Raw genomic sequence first — 18651 nt, 5'->3', positions numbered from 1 at the left:
CAAAGAACGGTTTCTTTTTGTTTACAAAAAATGAGAGGCTATCCTCAGTCATTTCTATGACTTATGGGACAGCCTCTTTTCTTTTACAAAAAGAGAGTTAAGAAAGATTTAAGAAACGGTTCACAAGCGTTTCATTTTTAATGACTATGATGTTGTTGTAAGCCCACTAAAGATCCCTGAGAAGGAGAGGAAATCATGAAGAAGAAATGGTTAATGTTAGGCAGCGCTGTAGGAGTTAGCGGTATTGTCATGGTGACAACCGGGTTTAGTGCATTGGCGAGTACATCGGGGTATGACGCATATAAATCCGCGCTTAAAAACACCAAAACGGTTCAAAATGTAGCCGTACAAGCGGCTGCGGCCTTGCAAGACAACGGAAACGTGCTTGTAAGTGCAAACGGAAGCTTCAAAATGAGCCTGGATACGAAAACGGCGAGCGGAAATGCAGAGGTTGTAGCAAACGGTACGCCTCAATCACTCAGTTTTTATAAGGAAAAGGATCAAACCGTACTTAAATCAAGCGCCAGCGATGTGTATTATGTGAAACAAGAAGGTGCGAAGAAGCATAAGGACGAGAAAAAGCTCAATGAGACAGAAATTCCTCAGCAAGTAGAAACGGTCATTGATGCTCTGGTCGGTAATTTGAAGGACTTCGTTGCCGTAGATGCAAACTCGGACGGAACGAAAGAAATTGCCATTCAGCTGGATAACGCACAAATTCCTGCCGTAGTTAATGCTTTAGCGCCAATTGCGATAAAAGAAGCGACGAAGGCAGAGAATGACGCTGAGAAGAAGGATGATACGTCAAACGCAAATAAGCTGCCATTCCAAGAAGATTTCCTGAAAAATGCAGCTCCGCAGTTGACACAAGATATTAAAATTGAAAAAGTATCGATCAAGGCAATGGTAAATGCTAGCAATTATATCACTCATCAAGAAGCGGATTTAACGATCTCCGGTAAAGATGACAGCGGAGCTGCGCATCAAGTGAGCCTTCACCTTCAAGCGGATTTGTCCGGCTTTAACAGCACGTCGCCTGAAACCATTGATCTTGCCGGTAAAACCGTACAAGCGTTGAAGCAAGATCACCATGGAAAACAACGCGGCAATAACGAGTAGTTGATTGTAAGGTCATTGCAGACAGGTTTCCATGTCTTAAGCCTGTCTGCTATATCTCTTATGAAAAGAGGAGTCTAGATGAACATCATTTTAGAAACGGCTCATTTGACCAAAGTGTATGGCAATCATAGAGGCATTCATGATATAAGTTTGCAGCTGCATGAAGGTGACGTATATGGCTTACTAGGGCCGAACGGTGCTGGCAAAACAACATTTCTTAAGCTGATAACCGGTTTGATACGCCCTGATCAAGGAACGATTTCTTTGTTTAATGCCAATCTGGCTGAACAGTTCGTTCAAGGTATGGAGCATGTTGGGAGCATGATAGAATCGGCGGATTTTCATGAGTTTCTAAGCGCTTGGCAGTACTTGGAGCTCGTCGCTCGGTTCTATCCTGCAGTCACTCCAAAACGGATAGAAGAAGTCTTGGATCTTGTCGGCCTGCTCAAAGTTCGCAAAGAGAAAATAAAAGGCTATTCGACAGGGATGAAACAAAAGCTCGCGCTTGCAGCGGCTATTCTGCCGGAGCCGAAATTTGTCATTTTGGATGAGCCTACGAACGGCTTGGATATCGAAGGAACCGTCATGTTTCGGAAGTTAATCAAACAGCTGTCCGAAGAAAAGGGGACGTCCTTCTTAATCTCAAGTCATATGATTCATGAGCTGGAACAGCTTTGTAATCGGGTGGGCATCGTTGTAGAGGGACATTTGAAAAAAGAGGGATACGTATCCGAGCTGCTGGAAAGCAATCAATCCTTAGAACAGTTTTATATTGATGAATTACAGCTTTACAGGGAGGAGAAGGATTGTGCATAAATGGCGCGCGGGTTATTTCAATGAGCTCTATTTGCTGTTGTACCGGAAAAAAGTTGTTATGTTTGCGATATTTTCAGTGATTCTTCCGGTCGTGCTGGCCATCTCACTGAGTGCCTTAAAGCCCGTCCTGGGGTTTATAGCCGTAAGCCAGTCCTTTCCGATCGAGATGTTAACCATTTACACAAGCATATGGATACCGCTTTTTATCTTAACGATCACCGGCGATTTGTTTCCGGGTGAAGTGGCGTCCAGAACGTTGAAGCTTGCCTTGCTGCGCCCGAATTCACGCGTTCAAGTATTCGGCACGAAAGTTGCTGCTCTAGGCACGGGTATAGCTGGAATTTTGATTTTACTTGGAATAATTACATGTATTTGCAATATTTTGGCGGGAACATCGGCCGGTCTCGTCGAATCTATTCATATGATAAAGGCATATGGGGCTGCTTTTGTGTCCATGATTGCTTTGTCCGCCATGTTTGTGCTCGTTTCTCAGTTTTTCAAAAGCGCGAGCAGCTTTATGGTCTTTTCGCTCGTATTATATGCGGCGGCTAAATTGGCTCCGTTCTTGCTCAGCTCCATTGCTGCTTTTTCGCCTGCTTCTTATACGGATTGGCATATGTTATGGCTCAGTCCAACCGTTTCCGCGGGTAAGCTTATGACATCTTCGCTGTTCCTTCTTTCCAGCTGCATGTTGTTTCTGGCACTTGGCTACTATAAATTTGATCGAAAAGAAGTATAAAAACGGGGAATCGCTCATGTCTATTCGTCTGAAATTATTGCTTTCCTACGCAGCCATGCTGCTAATACCGCTCGTTATGATGATGATTACGGCTGTTCTTTTAGTCGTTGTATTTCGCGGCGACTTCCAAAGTATCCGGGATCAGCTGCATACAGGCGTCGGACTATTCGAGAATCAGAATGTGGAGCATACGTTTAAAGACCTGAAGCGAACATCGGAGAAAAATCCTTCTATTTTAGCGGAATCAACGTATCTGGCAGATGTGGATCAAGAGCTGCTCCTAAATAATTCAAAGCTTGTTGTACGCAAAAATAATACGTTTATCTATGTTTCTCCAACCTTGCAAGGGACGGACATCCTTCAGCAGCTGCCTGCGTTCAAACATCCCGGGCATCCGGAACGAGAAGATGCGAAGCGGTACGGGAAAGAATTGTTGGAAGTTAACTTCTTCGATTTTTATGATTCGGAACAACAAGCAGGCAGTGTGTTCATCGTGACGACAGTGAATCCGATCGTTAATTTTACGCAAAAGTTTTTTCCTGCTCTTTTTATTACATTACTGATCATCTTGATACTTACGCACTCGCTGCTTACTTATTTTGTTTCAAGAAGCATCATCCAACCGCTGCGGAAACTAAAGAACGCTATGAAAAGAATTCAATCAGGCGACCTGGAATTCCAGGTGCAGATCACAAGCAAGGATGAAATCGGTCAGCTCAGCATAGCTTTTGAACAAATGCGCCAACAATTGCATGAATCCATTCAGACTCAAATTCAGTATGAAGAAAACCGCAAAGAGCTTATTTCCAACATCTCACACGACATCAGGACTCCACTTACAGCCATTAGAGGCTATGTAGACGGGCTAGGCGATGGCATTGCCGATACACCGGATAAGCGACGAAAATATATTGAGATCATATCGTCCAAAGCGGAAGAGATGGATCATTTAATCGATGAATTATTTCTGTATTCCAAACTGGACTTGAAACGCGTTCCTTTTCTTTTTGAAATCGTTGATTTCGGATCATTTTTAAGGGACTGGTCAGAAGAACTTGATTTTGAACTTGGCAAACAAGGCGTTCTATATAAATCGGAAATCGCGTTGGGGCCGCAGATACAGGTCTCTATTGATCGGGATAAAATAAGACGCGTTTTTTCTAATATTGTGGACAACTGCTTGAAATATATGAATAAAACAGAGAAGCAAATTACTTTGCAGGCCAGAACGACGGGATCGCATGTCGTCATTGAAATTGCAGATAACGGTGCAGGTGTGAATGCCGAGGCGCTGCCTCATATTTTTGACCGTTTCTACCGTGCAGATCCGTCCAGAAACAGCAACAATGGCGGGAGCGGTCTGGGGCTTGCGATCTCGAAACAAATGATCGAAGGTCATGGAGGGACGATTGAAGCGAAAAGTGTGAAAGGCGAAGGGACTTGCCTAACAATCAATTTGCCGCTCAGAAGGCATAAAGACGGTGAACATTTATGAAAAAAATATTAATCGTAGAAGACGAGCAACTGATTGCTGAACTGGAAAGAGATTATTTGGAAGTGAGCGGTTATAAAGCCGATATTGCGACGGATGGCGAGCAAGGGTTGAAGCTGGGACTCAGCGGCGATTATGATTTAATTATTCTAGATGTCATGCTCCCCTTAATCAGCGGGTTTGAGGTGTGCAAGCAAGTACGCGAGAAATATCAAATTCCGATTCTGATGGTTACGGCCAAAAAAGAGGATATTGATTTGATTCGCGGTCTTGGTTTGGGAGCGGATGATTATATTACGAAGCCTTTTAAGCCCGGAGAGCTTGTGGCGAGAGTCAAAGCGCATTTGGCACGGTATGAGCGATTAATAGGAACGAAAGAAAACAAGGAAGAAATTCGCATACACGGACTTTTAATCGATTACGGTTCCCGCCGGGTTTTCGTGCATGAGCAGGAAATGAACCTGACGACGAAGGAATTTGATTTGCTTTATTTTTTGGCCATCAATCCGAATCGTGTGTTCAGCAAGGACCATCTCTTTGAACGCATTTGGGGATTGGATGCAATGGGAGATTCCCAGACGGTGACGGTTCATATACGTAAATTAAGAGAAAAGATAGAGATAGACCCTTCCAACTCACAATTCATTGAAACTGTCTGGGGAGCCGGTTATCGTTTCCGGTTATAACAAGCATATGACGAAAGGTGGTTTCTTTTAAACATGAGTATGAATCCTAGCGTATTAATTCTTACCGCCAGCTATGGCAACGGGCATCTTCAAGCGTCCAAAGCGCTGCTGCAGCAATGTTTGAAGCAAGGTATCGAACATGTCAAAATCGTCGATCTGATGAAAGAAGGCCACCCCGTCATCAATCTCATTACAACATCGCTTGTTAACCAAAGCACCAAAAGCTCACGCATAGGTCTCGATTATTATGGCTGGAGCTACTACTTAACCCGCGAATCCAAGCGGACCGCACTATTCCAGAGATCCATGACCTTTCTGGGCAAAAAGAAGTTAAGAGAACTTATTCACAAAGAGCGTCCTAATGTCGTTGTAAACACGTTTCCGTTCGGAGCGTCGCCGGATGTGTGCAGTTCAATGGGCATAAGGAATGTCACGGTACTGACGGATTATGCTTTACATGCCAGTTGGCTGCATCCGAATGTGGATAAATATTATGTGGCTACGGACGAGTTGAAACAACAAATCATTTTCAAAGGGATCAGTAAAGAGCGCATTGAGGTAAGCGGCATTCCCGTACGGCAAGAGTTCGCAAAGGCGATGAGCACCGCGGATACGCATCCAAAGAAAATCATCCTGATTATGGCGTCAGACAGCGGGGTCAACAGCTATATTGAGGATATGATTACGAGCTTGTCCTATCTGGAACATTGTCAGTTGGTCGTAGTTTGTGGCCGCAATGAGAAGCTGATGTTTAGGCTTAAAGATCATTTTGCCCTTTCTGCGGGGGTTACTATTCTTGGGTATGTAGACAATATTCATGAATGGATGTCCCGGGCAGCTTGCATTGTAACGAAGGCAGGAGGGTTAACGTTGACGGAAGCGATCGTCCAGCATCTGCCGATCTTCATCTACAAGCCCTATGCCGGACAGGAGAAAGAAAATGCCTTATATCTTACTAGTCGTGGAATTGCTTCGATTTCCGTTTATTTGGAAGAATTAACTTATAAAATTAACGCGTTAATAAGGAATCCAAGCTTGCAGGAAGAAATCAGGGAACGTATGCGAGCAATGCAGCGGAGCCAAGCTGCTGAACATATCGTAACGGATATGATGCTTAGCATGAATGAACGCGCTCTTTCACTCTCGATTTAGGCCAAACTCATAAAAAACCTCCTTCAAAATCATAGAAGGAGGTTTTTTTGAGGGATGAAAAGATGACGAATGAGTTAAACTATAAGGTAATGAGCTTTCGTTAATAATCCGTTTAGTTAATGACGCGGCGGGCTGTTTTGTAATTTCTGCTCCACCAACCGGAGTTCATATCAGAAATCGTAACGCCAGGACTGCCGTACGTGTGCAAAATTTTCCCATTCCCTATATAGATACCGACATGGTGAATAGGGGAATAGAAGAAGACAAGATCTCCGGGTTGAAGCTGGCTTCTTGGAACATAAGTGCCTACTTGTGATTGCTGCTTAGATGAACGAGGGAGATTGATCCCATTCTTGCCATATACATATTGTGTAAAAGACGAACAATCAAAGGTATTTGTTCGGCCTTTCTGAGATCCGAATGAATATTTTACCCCAAGATACTGTTCACCTGTAGAGATAATGCTGTTAGCTTTCCCCGATACGGCTGTAGAAGCTGCTGTTATTGAAGCCGTGCTGCCCGCTGCATGTGCGGATTGCGTTCCCACGAAAAGATTCGCTGAGGCAAGTAAGGATACACTAAGTGTAATTCCTAATAGCGATTTACTAAGGCGGTTCTTTTTCATGTTGTTCATGATTGGACATCCTCCTTCAGGATCGTGTTTTAGGCTTCCACCTGGGATAACCTTATCACATCCGGAAGGACCTAGAGATTACCAATCGTGGAGAAAGACGAGGACAGATCACGCTCGGAGGCCGATAATTAGAAAACCGTGAGAATCTGATGAGCAAAAAGACCTTGACAACAAACATGGAATGAAATCATTTTTTCTCATCTTCCTCTCATGCTCTTTTTTCTTAATTGTGATACGATCTATATGAGGCAGGTGAAGAAAGATGAATCATCATTCCATGATCACATTAATCAGCCATTACGGATATGCAGGCATATTTGTTTTACTTTTCATCGGAATCGTCGGCATACCGCTGCCGATCGAGATAATTCTTTTAGGTGCAGGCTATATAGCGGTTAAAGCCAATCTTCATATCGGCGGTATTATCGGCTTTGCTTGGCTTGGGGCTAGTGCTGGAATGACGCTTAATTACCTGCTTGGACAAAGCATTGGGCTCAAACGAATCAGCAAGGTAACCAAATGGATTCGTATTTCCGAGAGCCGTTTGGAGAAGTGGGCGGAGCAGTTTACAAAGTATGGTGCAATTGTGCTTCTGATCGGCTACTATGTAGCCGGGTTAAGGCATGCGGCTCCCTTCATTGCCGGGGCAACGAAAATGCGGTACATCAAATTTATGTGTATTTCTTACGCTGGAGCCTTGGCTTGGATCTTAGTCATTGTTCTCCTCGGTCAAAAACTGGATAAAGCTTGGCGCCACTACCATCTGCACTTCCATCATCCCTTGTGGATCATTGTCGCGGCGGGGATAGCCGCCATTGGCGTAATGGGAGTAAAGCGAATGGCTGCGCAGCGGCGGCTCTCCCGATAAAACACAAATAAACACCTCCAATTTCACCGGGTAACCGGGATTGAAGGTGTTTTTATTTTGATGCGAAACCAACCTACTTGCGCCGCCGTCTGGCAGGCAAAAATCGGCCGTTTGCCCGTGCATAACGCAGCACTTTGAAGAACATTTTTTTCTCTTTCAGTTGGTTGAATATAAAGGGATCCGGTGCAGTGTTCACTTCCAATACCCAGGGCTTCAATTTTTTATCGACGCCGAAATCAATACCGATTTCCTTGAATCCAGGATAAACCTTCTGGTAATGCACGGCGATTTTATAGCTCAGCTGGCGCAAGAATGTGATATAATCATCTTTTTTCTTGTTTTGTAAGTAGGAGCCCAGCAGCAATTCTAACGGCAGCGGTTTGCCGCTATTATGAAAGTTCGTTACGATTTTGCGCGGATGAGCAACCCGGCCGATATACCCGGTAGCTTCCCACGTTTTTTTTGGCGTTTTCTGGACCATGATGCGTATATCGAATATTCGATTGTGATGTTTCAACAGGTGAATGCCTTGTTGGATCATATAGTTTCTGTTTAGCTTGGATTTGTTTAGAGCCGTAAATAAACCTTGGAACGTAGGAAAAGTTCTTATGGTTTGTCTGTTTTGAAAGCTGTAATGCTTTGTTTTTTCTACGCGGATAACGCCATTGCCGGCAGAGCCTGTCGTTGGTTTGACATAAACCATCTTATGTTTATTTAGCATCGCAAGCAGGTTTGCTTGATTGTAGATTTTTGTATCAGGGACAAAATTCCGAAGTTCTTTGTTCAATAAGAGAACCTTTGTTTTGACCCATTTACTGCTTATTGATCTCCCGCGGTACGCTGACATGACAGCACCTCATTTTGGAAATTTACTAAACATACGTCTTACTGATCTGTTTATTATCATATTCCAATGGAGCGGAATGACTTGGAGAAATGTCTAGCCGGCAAAATTAAAATAAATTCACAGGTTTGGATCAAAGGCTGTTTGCAACTGAAAGTTGCGCCAATTAAGATGAATAATAATCGTATACGAAGGAGTCGTTACCCTATGGGAGATCAACGCTTTAAGAGCTCGGTAGAAATGACCTTGAAAGTGATTGGCGGCAAATGGAAGCTGGTCATTCTATGCCATCTGATGGACGGTGTCAAACGCTTTGGCGAATTAAAACGGGGGATGCCGGATATCACGCAAAAAATGCTGACCCAACAGCTTCGCGAATTAGAGGATGACGGTATTATCCACCGGAAAGTCTTCGTTCAAGTGCCCCCGAAAGTCGAGTATTCCTTAACGGAATATGGCCAAACGATGGAGGTCGTGCTGCATGTGATGGCCAATTGGGGAGAGAAGCACCAGGAACGGATTGAGGTTTAAAAATGTCGTCCATAGTATCCAAATGGGTACTACGTCACCAAATAGTGCGTACTTCCTTTTTGAAAAGTATCGGCGTACAATAGGCTCCGTGAACAACATAATAGAAGGAGTGACTCATCCATGGAGCTTCAATTAGCGTTAGATCTTGTCAACATCCCACAAGCCAAACAGTTGGTGAAAGAAGTGGAGCCTTATGTAGATATCGTCGAAATCGGCACCCCGGTTGTCATTAATGAAGGGCTTCGCGCCGTTAAGGAAATCAAAGAAGCTTTTCCAAACTTGAGAGTGCTGGCTGACTTGAAAATTATGGACGCTGCCGGTTATGAAGTCATGAAAGCATCCGAGGCAGGAGCGGACATTATTACCGTATTGGGAGCTTCGGAAGACATGACGATCAAAGGCGCTGTTGAAGAAGCGCGGAAACAAGGCAAACAAATTTTGGTGGACATGATCTCCGTGAAAAATCTTGAGCAGCGTGCGCAAGAAATCGACGCGTTTGGCGTGGATTACATCTGTGTGCATACAGGTTATGATCTGCAGGCTGTCGGTAAAAATTCCTTTGAAGATCTATTGACGATCAAGCGTGTTGTCAAGCAGGCCAAAACAGCGATTGCCGGAGGCATTAAATTAAGCACGCTGCCGGAAGTCATCCAAGCGAGCCCGGATCTTGTTATTGTCGGCGGAGGAATTACCGGACAAGAAGACAAGCAGGCCGCTGCCGCTGAGATGCAGAAGTTGATCAAACAAGGATCTTAACGCCGATGAGAACGAATGAGTATGCAGCCCTCATCCTTGAGGAGCTGCAGCAGGCAGCCCACCGGTTGGATGCCGTGCAAGCTGATCTGCTTGTTGAGCGAATGCTGGCGTCCAGCAAGGTTTTTCTAGCCGGGGCCGGCAGATCCGGCTTGATGGCCAAAGCTTTTGCCATGAGGCTGATGCATATGGGAATGGACGCTTACGTTGTGGGAGAGACGATCACGCCTAACGTAACAGCGAGCGACTTGCTCCTCATGGGATCGGGTTCCGGAGAAACCAGAAGTCTTATCGCCATGGGAGAGAAAGCCAAAAGCTTGCAGGCGACTGTCGCGGCAGTGACGATATTCCCGGAATCAACGATTGGGCAGCTGGCGGACCTAACGGTCAAGCTTCCCGGCTCTCCCAAAGATAAGTCGAATAGCCAATACTCCACGATACAGCCTATGGGCTCGTTATTTGAACAGACGCTTTTGTTATTTTTTGACGCGGTCATCCTGCGGTTAATGGAGAAAAAAGGGTACGATTCCACAACCCTGTTCGGCCGTCATGCCAATTTGGAATAATCAGCAAAAAATCGCAGTCAAGCCCACTCTTGCAACCGCACAGAGTGGGCTTTTTTTATTAGGAAATGCCAAGAATATGGGAAATGATCTATGAGAATAGTCATGCTATATTGTAATAATGGGAAAAAAGACCTAATATAGTAATGACATATTCATGCAGTTTTTTAATTGATAAAGGCAAACCCATTAAAAAATGGGGACGCAAAGCTATAGGGACTAAAGGAGTCAATCCCATGTCAGCCAGCTACCGATATACCACTTCAACGCTGTTTCGTCCAACAAAAGTGGCTTGCTCGGTAAGTATACGAGTAAGCTGCTTTTTTTTTGCAAGTTATTCATACTAGAAGATATAAGGTGATGGTACATTCAATGAAATTTTTTAAAAAGAGAGCATCCAAAAAAGATCCTGAAGATCACATTCATTATCAAATTGACCTGCCGTCAAGCGAATCGATTCTCGACAATATTACGAATGGTTTTCTAATCTTAGACCGGAATTGGCACTTAAAATATACCAATAAGTCGATGGAGTATTTTGTAAGAAAAACACGCGACGAACTTATTGGAAATAATATTTGGGATGTGCTCCCCGAAGCTGTGGGCACCAAATTTTATCATAATTATCATAAGGCGATGGCAGAGCAAATTCCCGTTATTTTCGAGGATTACTATGAACCGACAAAAGAATGGCTCGAGATTAGCGTTTTCCCGTCGGAAGAAGGTTTAATTGGGTACGCATTCAATATTACGGAGCGAAAAAATCATGAACAGATTATTGAACATATGGCTTATCATGATTATTTAACCGATCTGCCTAATCGCAGATTTTTTGAAAAAAAACTGGAACAATTCATCGAGCAAGCGAATGAAAATCAATACGTCATAGCTCTCATTTATATCGACATGGATAGATTTAAAAATATTAACGATACGCTTGGACACGGATTGGGAGATCAATTGATCAAAGAATTTTCGGTTAGATTGGTTCAATATATAGATGATAAAGGTTTTGTTGCCCGTCTAGGGGGGGATGAATTTGCCGTTGTGCTGGAAAAGCAGTTCGAAAACAACGAAGCCGTGGAGAAGCTTGCGGACAACCTCATTAAACATATTGAAGCAAGCCCTTTTCTGAATGATGATTATGAGCATTATATTACGGCGAGTTTAGGTATCAGTTTTTACCCACAGCATGGAATGGATGCGCAAACATTGGTGAAAAATGCAGATATAGCCCTTTACCGGTCAAAAGAAAAAGGGGGAAACCGGTATACGTTGTATAACCCCATCATGGATATTGACAGTTTCAAAAGATTCACATTGGAAAAAGATCTCCGGTTAGCCATCCATGACAATAAGCTGGAATTGTATTTTCAACCGCGAATCGATTTGAAATCAGGGAAAATTGTGAGTGCGGAATCCTTGGTCCGTTGGAACCATCCGGAATGGGGAATGTTATCGCCGGCGGAATTTATCCCCCTGGCCGAAGACACGGGCTTAATCCTTCCCCTTACGCATTGGGTGGAGCTGACCGTTTGCAGGCTGATCACATCCTGGCAATCGGAAGGAATTTCTTTTGTGCCCATTTCGATCAATGTGTCCGCCCGTCAGTTTTTATCCAAAAATTTTATCCAAAGTTTAAAGCAAATACTGGAGGAAACACAGGTTGATGGCCATTGGCTTGAAGTCGAAATCACCGAAACCTCCATTCTGGAAAATCAAAAATTAGTTGAGTCAACCATTTCGGAGCTAAAGGCACTCGGCATTAAAGTATCTTTAGATGACTTTGGTACAGGCTATTCTTCGCTTGCTTATTTAACGCAGTACAACGCTGACGTATTAAAAATTGACAAGTATTTTATTCGCGATGTAACAACCAACCCTTCTAATGCTGCCGTTGTAAAATCAATTATCCATTTGGCTCAAGGTTTAGGGCTGAAAGTTGTTGCTGAAGGTGTCGAAACCATGGAGCAGCTGATGTTTTTAAAACAACATGAATGTGATGAAATTCAAGGATACTTATTTAGCAGACCAGTCCCGATTGACGAATTTAAAAATCTGTTAGCAAAAGAGGTGCTGATTCCTAGCCAAATCAATCAACGGATGGGGACCGATACCAGGCAGAACTATTTTCAGGATCAGCTTATTTTCCCAATAGGCGCACAAATGACGATCATTAAAATCAAAGACAAGGAGCTGAGTTTAGGGAAGACAGAGGTGGTGCTTGAAGATATCGGGGCTCAGGGACTTCAATTCTTAACACATTTAGCTTTAGCGGTAAGTAAAGACATTATTTTTGAATTTGAGATTGAGGTTTTCACTGAAATCATCCGTGTATTTGGCTATATCGTTTGGAAGGAAGAAGTAGAGAATAACAGGAACCGGTATGGTTTGGAATTTACGAAAGAGGATAACGACCACCTTCACCGCCTGGTGCAATTATTGAATCAATAAAAAAAAGCAAAGTCGCCGGGGGCTCCCAGGCGACTTCGCTTTTTACAATGATTAGCGGCTGTAGCCTTGTAATTGCTGCTCCGCAATTTGGACAAGGCGTCTCGTAATGTGGCCACCTATGGAACCTGCATCACGCGTAGCGAGGTGTCCATTGTAGCCGTTCGGTTGAAGTTGAATGCCCAACTCTTGAGCAACTTCATATTTCATTTGGTTCAAAGCTCCCTTTGCTTGAGGTACTACTAAAGTATTACTGTTGTTAGCCATGATCTAATCACTCCTTCTTGTGGTGTAATCGTAGTTTGTGGAGTGTAAGGAAGTCTTATACATGGAACAACATTTATCTGAAAACTGCCAATACGGTAGGGAGAAAAAGGGTCATGCCAGCAAGCAGACCGATGCCAACCGCGCCCCGGTAGTTTCTCTGTTTCCAGAGCGAAGGGACAAGACTTCCGATGTAGACGCTGCCCCAAAGAGAAAAAAATGCGGTTGGGCCAAAATGCATAAGAATCTCAATCACGCGCAGCATCTCCCTCAATAGCGGGACCTACTTGATCACCGTACCTGCGCATTTTAAAGCTGACGTTCGCCTCATATTGGGCGTCCTTAATATGTTCTCTCCAGTTGAAGTCATCCCATTCTTGGAGGGTGGAGAAAGACGATTTGAGATAGTTGTTGATTCGGAAACAATCGCTTTCCCATTTATGCAGCAGCTTGCTGATCAATTGGTTGGATTGTTCCAGCAGCTGCTTTTGAACTAAGCGTTCCAGTTTCTTAGTGTTCTCGGGCTTTGTGTAGTCTACTTTGGATTGAACGCTAACCAAGTCTCCTTCCATGTCGATATCAAAGGCGATATGAACTTTGTCATTATTCCGCTTTACATGCATGCGGGTTTGTTTCTCAGGGCTTACGATCATGCTGATATTCAGGCTGCTGTCCGAAGGGTCAGGGAAATCCCAAATGGATTTCTTAAAACTGCCGGTTAGCATATTCAGGATAAGTGTCTCTGAACCGTCAAGGAAGCCTGCGAGCTTACTGCCCTTGTATATGGCGGAGCCATAAAATTCTAGAGGAATTTCACCGTACCTTCGGATTTTGCCGGCATTTTGTTTTCCAATGATGGGCTGCGACGTACCGGAGCTGGAAGAATCGCTTCCCTCAGCAGGCATCTGGGAAAGACCTTTGCGGATATCGAGCCGGGGAGAGGCTTGAATCGTAATGGCTCCGGTCCCAGCGGATTCAATATCCAAGATAAAGTCGTTGAAGCGGGATTTGATCGGGATGAGGGAGCCCATATCATTGGGATCCAATTCGAGTTCAATCCAGAGACTAATATCGGTTTCAGTGGTCGGTAAAATGTTTTGGATAAAGGTTTCGGCATCGCCCCGTGTCGTCATCACGTACATCGAACGGCGAAACTCGCGATTGCGTACAACTTCGCTCAGAATCGGCATGAGACCTTTGCGGGCGATGCTTTCGCCAAAAATAAACGCTTTTGCATGAATAAGCGTCAGCCTGCGGGCGATAAAGCTTTGACTTGCAACTAAAGCAGATGCGATGTTTGAGCTTTCTACCGTGTACACGGTAATTAATTTTTTATTGGTGGGACTTTGACTGCCTCCGCCGGCCGCATTCACGGGTTTGGGCACCGCAAGAGCAAAAGTGAACATGTAATCGTTCTTAGGACCCGGATCGACGCCAATTGCGACAATGAAAGCCATATTCTCCGGATCAACCCGATCCCAGCAGCCGGACAGCAGCGGTACCGACAGAGCCAGGATGAGCATCATTTTCAACGTTCGCACCATGCTCTTCACATCTTTCTCCGCCTATTTCGCACTTCGCCTACGAACCATGTAAGGATAGGCAGGCATATGGAAATAATAGCCCCATATTTGCGCAGCAGCTCTACATCCCAAGTTATTGCGGCCATTTCGCTTTTCGGCGTCAGCGAGAGACTGAAGGCAAGAATGGAAAGCGGAAAGATCAGCGGTTGATGCGTGGGAAGCCGCAGAATTTGTGCAAGTGTAGAGGAGCTGCAATAAAGGCCTATGGCCAGTTTGATGACGGTACACAGCAGCCAAACGATTAGAAACAAAACTTCAACCCGCTGAATCCACCGTCCGAAATTAATAATACGGCTGATTTCGAAAAGCGGCGTGTTAATCCTTGAAACGGTAGGGTATGGAAATACATAAAGGCTGACGATCATTACACATAACAAAACAACGGAAGAAATGGTTAGACACCACCAGGCCGTGCGTGCCCATTCCGTTTCTTTCCGCATTTTTGGCAGCAGATAACCGAGAACAAGAAGTTCGGAATATAATGAGGTCTTAACAAGTCCCATTTGAAATACCCGGGATTTGCCCGTTCCCCAGAAAGGGGCTAAGGCATTTGGCTCTGTATGCGTGTACAGTCCACCCAGAAGCAGCACAACGATGCTGGCCAGGACCAGACCAATAAAAAACCATGATATTCGTCCGATCGTTTCGATCCCATAAAAAGCCACGAAGGAGATGGGAATGAGCAAAGACAACATGGTCACATTCAAAGGGGTTCTTGGCAGAATATCCGTTGCCAGTATTTCTGAAAATTCCCGAAGCACGATAAACGTGATCAAAAAAAAGAAGATAAAGTAGGCTAAATTAATCAAATTACCCAGATAAGGACCTAAAATCTCTTCGGTCGCTGTAACGAGCGAGGATCCCTTACGCCCGTTGCTGATCACACCGCGGATTCCCCACCAGGACAAAGGACTGAGCAGCGCGCTGATGAGAACGATGATCCAGGCCGCTGTTCCTCCCAGTTCAGCCATGGAGCGGGGAAAGGGCAGGAATATTTTGGTGATGACAAATAGTATTCCTATGGAAGATGCCTCACGAACCCCAATGTGATGCTGTCTCACGTTTGTTCCTCCTCTCGCTTAATTGACGCGCTTGGACTTTCGGTTGGCGAATCGGGCGTCTTGCGTAGAATTTTGGGCCGAATGGAAAAGGGCCGAAACTTTTGCTTGGTTATGGCTCCCCGGATCAGCGTATCGTCGCTCTGCCGATGGGGAGTGATCGGCGAAAGCAAGGGCACGCCAAAAGAGTGGATGGTTGCCCGGTAGGACAGAAACAGGATGGAGACCAGAACAACACCGACCAAACCGAGAACGGAAGCGGACAACAAATAAATAAAGCGCAGAATCCGTGAGGCAAACTGCAAATTGTAGTTCGGAATCGTGTAGGAGGCCAAAGCTGTCGTAGCGGTGATGATAACGACGATCGGACTGACAATATTTGCTTGGACGGCAGCTTGACCAAGAATTAACGCACCGACGATACCGATGGTCGGACCAATGACACTGGGTATCCGCACGCCTGCTTCGCGAATCAGTTCGAACATGCTCTCCAGCATAAAAGCTTCTGCCGCAACCGGAATCGGGACCGTCTCCCGTGTACCGGCAATGGCGGTAATCAGGGGAGTCGGAATCATTTCTTGATGGTAATTGGCGATTCCTACATAAATCGCGGGCAAATATAACGACAGAAAGTACCCGATCATTCGAATAATGCGTATAAAGCTGCCATGGGTCCACCGGAGGTTGGCGTCCTCTGCGGTTTGCAGAAAGAGGGGGAGATTAGCAGGGACAATCAAGGCAAAAGGCGAATTGTCGACAATGATGCTGACATAGCCTTCTGCAATTTGCGCCGCCGCGCGATCCGGCCTTTCTGTGCTCATGACCGTTGGAAACAAGGAATTAGGGCGGTCCTCGATGAATTGTTCTATCGTACCGCTATCGCTGATGTAATCGTACTGGATACCGGTTATCCGCTTCCGCGTTTCTGCGACAACGTCTGCGTTGGCAATTGATTTCAAATAGACGATAGCGACTTCGGTTTGCGAAAGGGTACCCACTTGCTGCCATTCCACCATGAGATCCGAAGTGCGCAGTCTTCGCCGGATCATGGACAAATTCGTTTGGATATCGTCCGTAAACCCTTCTAGAGATCCGCGGACAACGGTTTCCGTAATGGGTTTATCGATGCTCTTTTTTTCCCACCCTTTGATTTCCGCAATAACGGCTGTATCCAATCCGTCGACGAAAATGGCCGCAAAGCCCATCAGAATAAAGTTTTCAATATTGATGCACGTATTTGAGGCGGTAACCTGACCTTCCGTTACAATTTCCTCAATAAGCGAAGTTGCATCAAACGAAATGACGTCGTCCATTATGTCCAGCGTAATTAAAGGCACTAGTACGGTTGCGTTTAAATGTTCCCAGTCTACTTGTCCGTCTATGTAAATGACGGCGGCTTGGAAGGAGGAGCGTCCGAGCTTAAACCGGCGAACGACAAGACCTTTGCTTTGAGGATAGGAAAAACGCTGCTTAAACCAAACGAGATTGGTTTGGAGATGGGACGACAGATAACCGGGTTCTGCGTTGACGGCGTCCTGAGGTGTGACAATTTCGGGAGCATCATCGTTTGCTTGAGCATCCGGCTTGTCTCCCCAGCCTCCTATAGAAAAAGCATTTTTATCCGAAGACAAATCTGCCATGATATATTTTTTGAATGCTTTCCATCTGCTCATATGTCCGACTCCTGTAGCAGCAAGCTAGTTGGTTGATTTGCATAACATTCCCAATTACCGGGGGGATTATGTGCGCTTTGCGTGAGGTGCGGCGCGCCTGTCTTTTAAAATTTGAGGAGGATTGCGAATGGAGACGCTGTTGGATTCTTTTTTGCAAGAGTTAATGGAAAAATATAAAGTGTTGAAGATCCCCCATAGATATTCCTTGGAGGAAGCCGATCGCATTTTAAAGGAAAAATATTTGGCTGTCGAGCTGGATAAAAAGGAGTTTGAGGATCTAAAAGGCGACACTTATGTCTGTTACGAAAAAATCAGCAAGTGTTATACCATTCGTAATGAAGAAGTCCTTAACGGTTTATACAGTGCCAAAGAAAAGATCTCCCATTTTATTATGATTGAATATTTAAAAACACAAACTTTTCATCATGAGGATATGGAGAATGAAGAAGCGGAAAAGTGGCTTGAAATGCATCAGGGAAAAAGAATAAACGTGATCCTTGAAAGCGAAAACCACTATATCACTAACTTTACACTACAGGGAGGAAGCGACAAATTGCTTAATGAGCTTATTGTATTCAAGGGAATTGACGCAGAGAAATGTTCGCTGGATCATCAGGAATTTCTATACTATCTTCAAGCTTTGACGCAGGCAGGATATTTATAATGGAGATTAGAAAACTGGATGCAAACGAAAATCACCCGATGGAGCTGTTGTTATTAGCAGACCCTTCCCGGCAGCTTGTGGAGGAATATGTAAAACGAGGAGACTGTTATGTTGCGGAAGAAGAGAATCGGTGTACGGGCACTTATGTGCTTTTGCCTACAAGACCTGAGACCGTTGAATTGGTGAACATTGCCGTTTTGGAAGAGATGCAGGGGAAAGGGCTGGGGAAGCAGCTAGTTTTACATGCCATTCAGACGGCTAAGACAAGAGGATTTAAAACAATTGAAGTCGGCACAGGAAACTCAAGCATTGGGCAATTAGCTTTATATCAAAAGTGCGGCTTTCGAATTGTTGGCGTTGATCTGGACTTTTTCATCAGACACTATGCGGAAGAGATTTATGAGAACGGCATACAGTGCAGGGATATGATTCGATTGAGTCAGGATTTATGATAAAAGGCGCTGGTGGGCCGATGGATGCTGCATTGTGGCTGTAAGGAAACTGCAAGGAAGCTGCAAGGAAACTGCAAGGAAACTGCAAATGAAAAGTACTTGTTTTACGTAGGCGTACATGGTATATTATGAAACCTGTCTTATTGCATGTTGATTTGACAGGTTGAGTACCACGAAAAATTAATTTTAAAAAAGTACTTGCAAAAGAAAATTCAACATGGTATATTACTTTTCGCTGCTTCGGTGACGCGGCAGTGAACGAAAGAAATTGATCTTTGAAAACTGAACAACGAGTGAGTAAGCACAGTC

Annotated in this window: 20 protein-coding genes and 1 riboswitch; of the genes, 14 read left to right on the top strand and 6 right to left on the bottom strand. The window is 44.6% G+C overall.

The genetic code is table 11. The features are described 5' to 3' along the window. Positions 1–195 precede the first annotated feature (195 nt). The 6 genes from AC3WRW_RS31065 (at position 196) to AC3WRW_RS31040 (ending at position 6004) form a co-directional block, all read left to right on the top strand. Complete coding sequence (locus AC3WRW_RS31065; protein ID WP_492550082.1) at positions 196–1119, top strand: hypothetical protein; 924 nt, start codon at positions 196–198, stop codon at positions 1117–1119. Between the two features lie 78 nt (positions 1120–1197). Continuing rightward, positions 1198–1935, top strand: coding sequence for an ABC transporter ATP-binding protein (locus tag AC3WRW_RS31060; protein WP_492550081.1), 738 nt, complete (start codon positions 1198–1200; stop codon positions 1933–1935). Next, a complete protein-coding gene (locus AC3WRW_RS31055; RefSeq protein WP_492550080.1) occupies positions 1928–2674 on the top strand; it encodes an ABC transporter permease in 747 nt (248 codons plus the stop codon). Before AC3WRW_RS31060 ends, AC3WRW_RS31055 begins: the two co-directional genes overlap by 8 nt. Before the next feature lie 16 nt (positions 2675–2690). Further along, a complete protein-coding gene (locus AC3WRW_RS31050) occupies positions 2691–4169 on the top strand; it encodes a sensor histidine kinase (protein ID WP_492550079.1) in 1479 nt (492 codons plus the stop codon). Continuing rightward, positions 4166–4852, top strand: coding sequence for a response regulator transcription factor (locus tag AC3WRW_RS31045; RefSeq protein ID WP_492550078.1), 687 nt, complete (start codon positions 4166–4168; stop codon positions 4850–4852). Before AC3WRW_RS31050 ends, AC3WRW_RS31045 begins: the two co-directional genes overlap by 4 nt. Positions 4853–4885: 33 nt before the next feature. Next, positions 4886–6004, top strand: coding sequence for an MGDG synthase family glycosyltransferase (locus AC3WRW_RS31040; RefSeq protein WP_492550077.1), 1119 nt, complete (start codon positions 4886–4888; stop codon positions 6002–6004). A 112-nt stretch (positions 6005–6116) separates the two neighbouring features. On the opposite strand, the gene AC3WRW_RS31035 is transcribed toward AC3WRW_RS31040, so the two are convergent. Next, on the bottom strand, positions 6117–6638 hold the full coding sequence (locus AC3WRW_RS31035) for a C40 family peptidase (protein WP_492550076.1): 522 nt from the start codon (positions 6636–6638) through the stop codon (positions 6117–6119). Between the two features lie 262 nt (positions 6639–6900). On the opposite strand from AC3WRW_RS31035, the gene AC3WRW_RS31030 reads away from it, so the two are divergent. After that, positions 6901–7506, top strand: a complete 606-nt coding sequence (locus AC3WRW_RS31030) for a DedA family protein (protein WP_492550075.1) — start codon at positions 6901–6903, stop codon at positions 7504–7506. Between the two features lie 73 nt (positions 7507–7579). Here the strand turns inward: AC3WRW_RS31030 and AC3WRW_RS31025 are convergent, their stop codons facing one another. Then, the gene (locus tag AC3WRW_RS31025; RefSeq protein WP_492550074.1) at positions 7580–8353 is read right to left on the bottom strand and encodes a YheC/YheD family protein; all 774 of its coding nucleotides are present in this window, start codon (positions 8351–8353) and stop codon (positions 7580–7582) included. Positions 8354–8557: 204 nt separating this feature from the next. Between AC3WRW_RS31025 and AC3WRW_RS31020 the strand changes: the two genes are divergently transcribed. From AC3WRW_RS31020 to AC3WRW_RS31005, 4 genes are all read left to right on the top strand, one after another. Further along, positions 8558–8881, top strand: coding sequence for a winged helix-turn-helix transcriptional regulator (locus AC3WRW_RS31020; RefSeq protein ID WP_492550073.1), 324 nt, complete (start codon positions 8558–8560; stop codon positions 8879–8881). Positions 8882–9001: 120 nt separating this feature from the next. Continuing rightward, the gene (gene hxlA / locus AC3WRW_RS31015) at positions 9002–9637 is read left to right on the top strand and encodes a 3-hexulose-6-phosphate synthase (protein ID WP_492550072.1); all 636 of its coding nucleotides are present in this window, start codon (positions 9002–9004) and stop codon (positions 9635–9637) included. Between the two features lie 5 nt (positions 9638–9642). Next, positions 9643–10200, top strand: coding sequence for a 6-phospho-3-hexuloisomerase (gene hxlB, locus AC3WRW_RS31010; RefSeq protein ID WP_492550071.1), 558 nt, complete (start codon positions 9643–9645; stop codon positions 10198–10200). A 166-nt stretch (positions 10201–10366) separates the two neighbouring features. After that, a riboswitch (cyclic di-GMP riboswitch) is annotated at positions 10367–10452 on the top strand. 117 nt (positions 10453–10569) lie between these two features. Further along, positions 10570–12651 carry an EAL domain-containing protein gene (locus AC3WRW_RS31005; RefSeq protein ID WP_492550070.1) on the top strand — a complete coding sequence of 694 codons (2082 nt, stop codon included), beginning with the start codon at positions 10570–10572 and terminating at the stop codon, positions 12649–12651. 51 nt (positions 12652–12702) lie between these two features. On the opposite strand, the gene AC3WRW_RS31000 is transcribed toward AC3WRW_RS31005, so the two are convergent. Next, a complete protein-coding gene (locus AC3WRW_RS31000; protein WP_492550069.1) occupies positions 12703–12915 on the bottom strand; it encodes an alpha/beta-type small acid-soluble spore protein in 213 nt (70 codons plus the stop codon). A 61-nt stretch (positions 12916–12976) separates the two neighbouring features. Between AC3WRW_RS31000 and AC3WRW_RS30995 the strand changes: the two genes are divergently transcribed. After that, the gene (locus AC3WRW_RS30995; protein WP_492550068.1) at positions 12977–13189 is read left to right on the top strand and encodes a hypothetical protein; all 213 of its coding nucleotides are present in this window, start codon (positions 12977–12979) and stop codon (positions 13187–13189) included. Here AC3WRW_RS30995 and AC3WRW_RS30990 read toward each other — a convergent pair. From AC3WRW_RS30990 to AC3WRW_RS30980, 3 genes are read right to left on the bottom strand one after another with little or no spacing between them, the layout of a single operon-like run. Beyond that, positions 13161–14456, bottom strand: coding sequence for a Ger(x)C family spore germination protein (locus AC3WRW_RS30990; RefSeq protein ID WP_492550083.1), 1296 nt, complete (start codon positions 14454–14456; stop codon positions 13161–13163). The genes AC3WRW_RS30995 and AC3WRW_RS30990 overlap by 29 nt on opposite strands. A gap of 5 nt (positions 14457–14461) precedes the next feature. Further along, positions 14462–15556, bottom strand: coding sequence for a GerAB/ArcD/ProY family transporter (locus tag AC3WRW_RS30985; RefSeq protein WP_492550067.1), 1095 nt, complete (start codon positions 15554–15556; stop codon positions 14462–14464). Then, positions 15553–17226, bottom strand: coding sequence for a spore germination protein (locus AC3WRW_RS30980; RefSeq protein WP_492550066.1), 1674 nt, complete (start codon positions 17224–17226; stop codon positions 15553–15555). Before AC3WRW_RS30980 ends, AC3WRW_RS30985 begins: the two co-directional genes overlap by 4 nt. A 127-nt stretch (positions 17227–17353) precedes the next feature. On the opposite strand from AC3WRW_RS30980, the gene AC3WRW_RS30975 reads away from it, so the two are divergent. Beyond that, positions 17354–17890, top strand: a complete 537-nt coding sequence (locus AC3WRW_RS30975) for a hypothetical protein (RefSeq protein WP_492550065.1) — start codon at positions 17354–17356, stop codon at positions 17888–17890. After that, a complete protein-coding gene (locus tag AC3WRW_RS30970; RefSeq protein WP_492550064.1) occupies positions 17890–18342 on the top strand; it encodes a GNAT family N-acetyltransferase in 453 nt (150 codons plus the stop codon). The genes AC3WRW_RS30975 and AC3WRW_RS30970 overlap by 1 nt, the downstream gene beginning before the upstream one ends. Positions 18343–18651: the final 309 nt, after the last annotated feature.

The sequence above is a fragment of the Paenibacillus sp. FW126-R14 genome (assembly GCF_058789495.1).
Note: the sequence above shows the minus strand (reverse complement) of the source record. Positions and strands in the feature narration are given on the sequence as shown.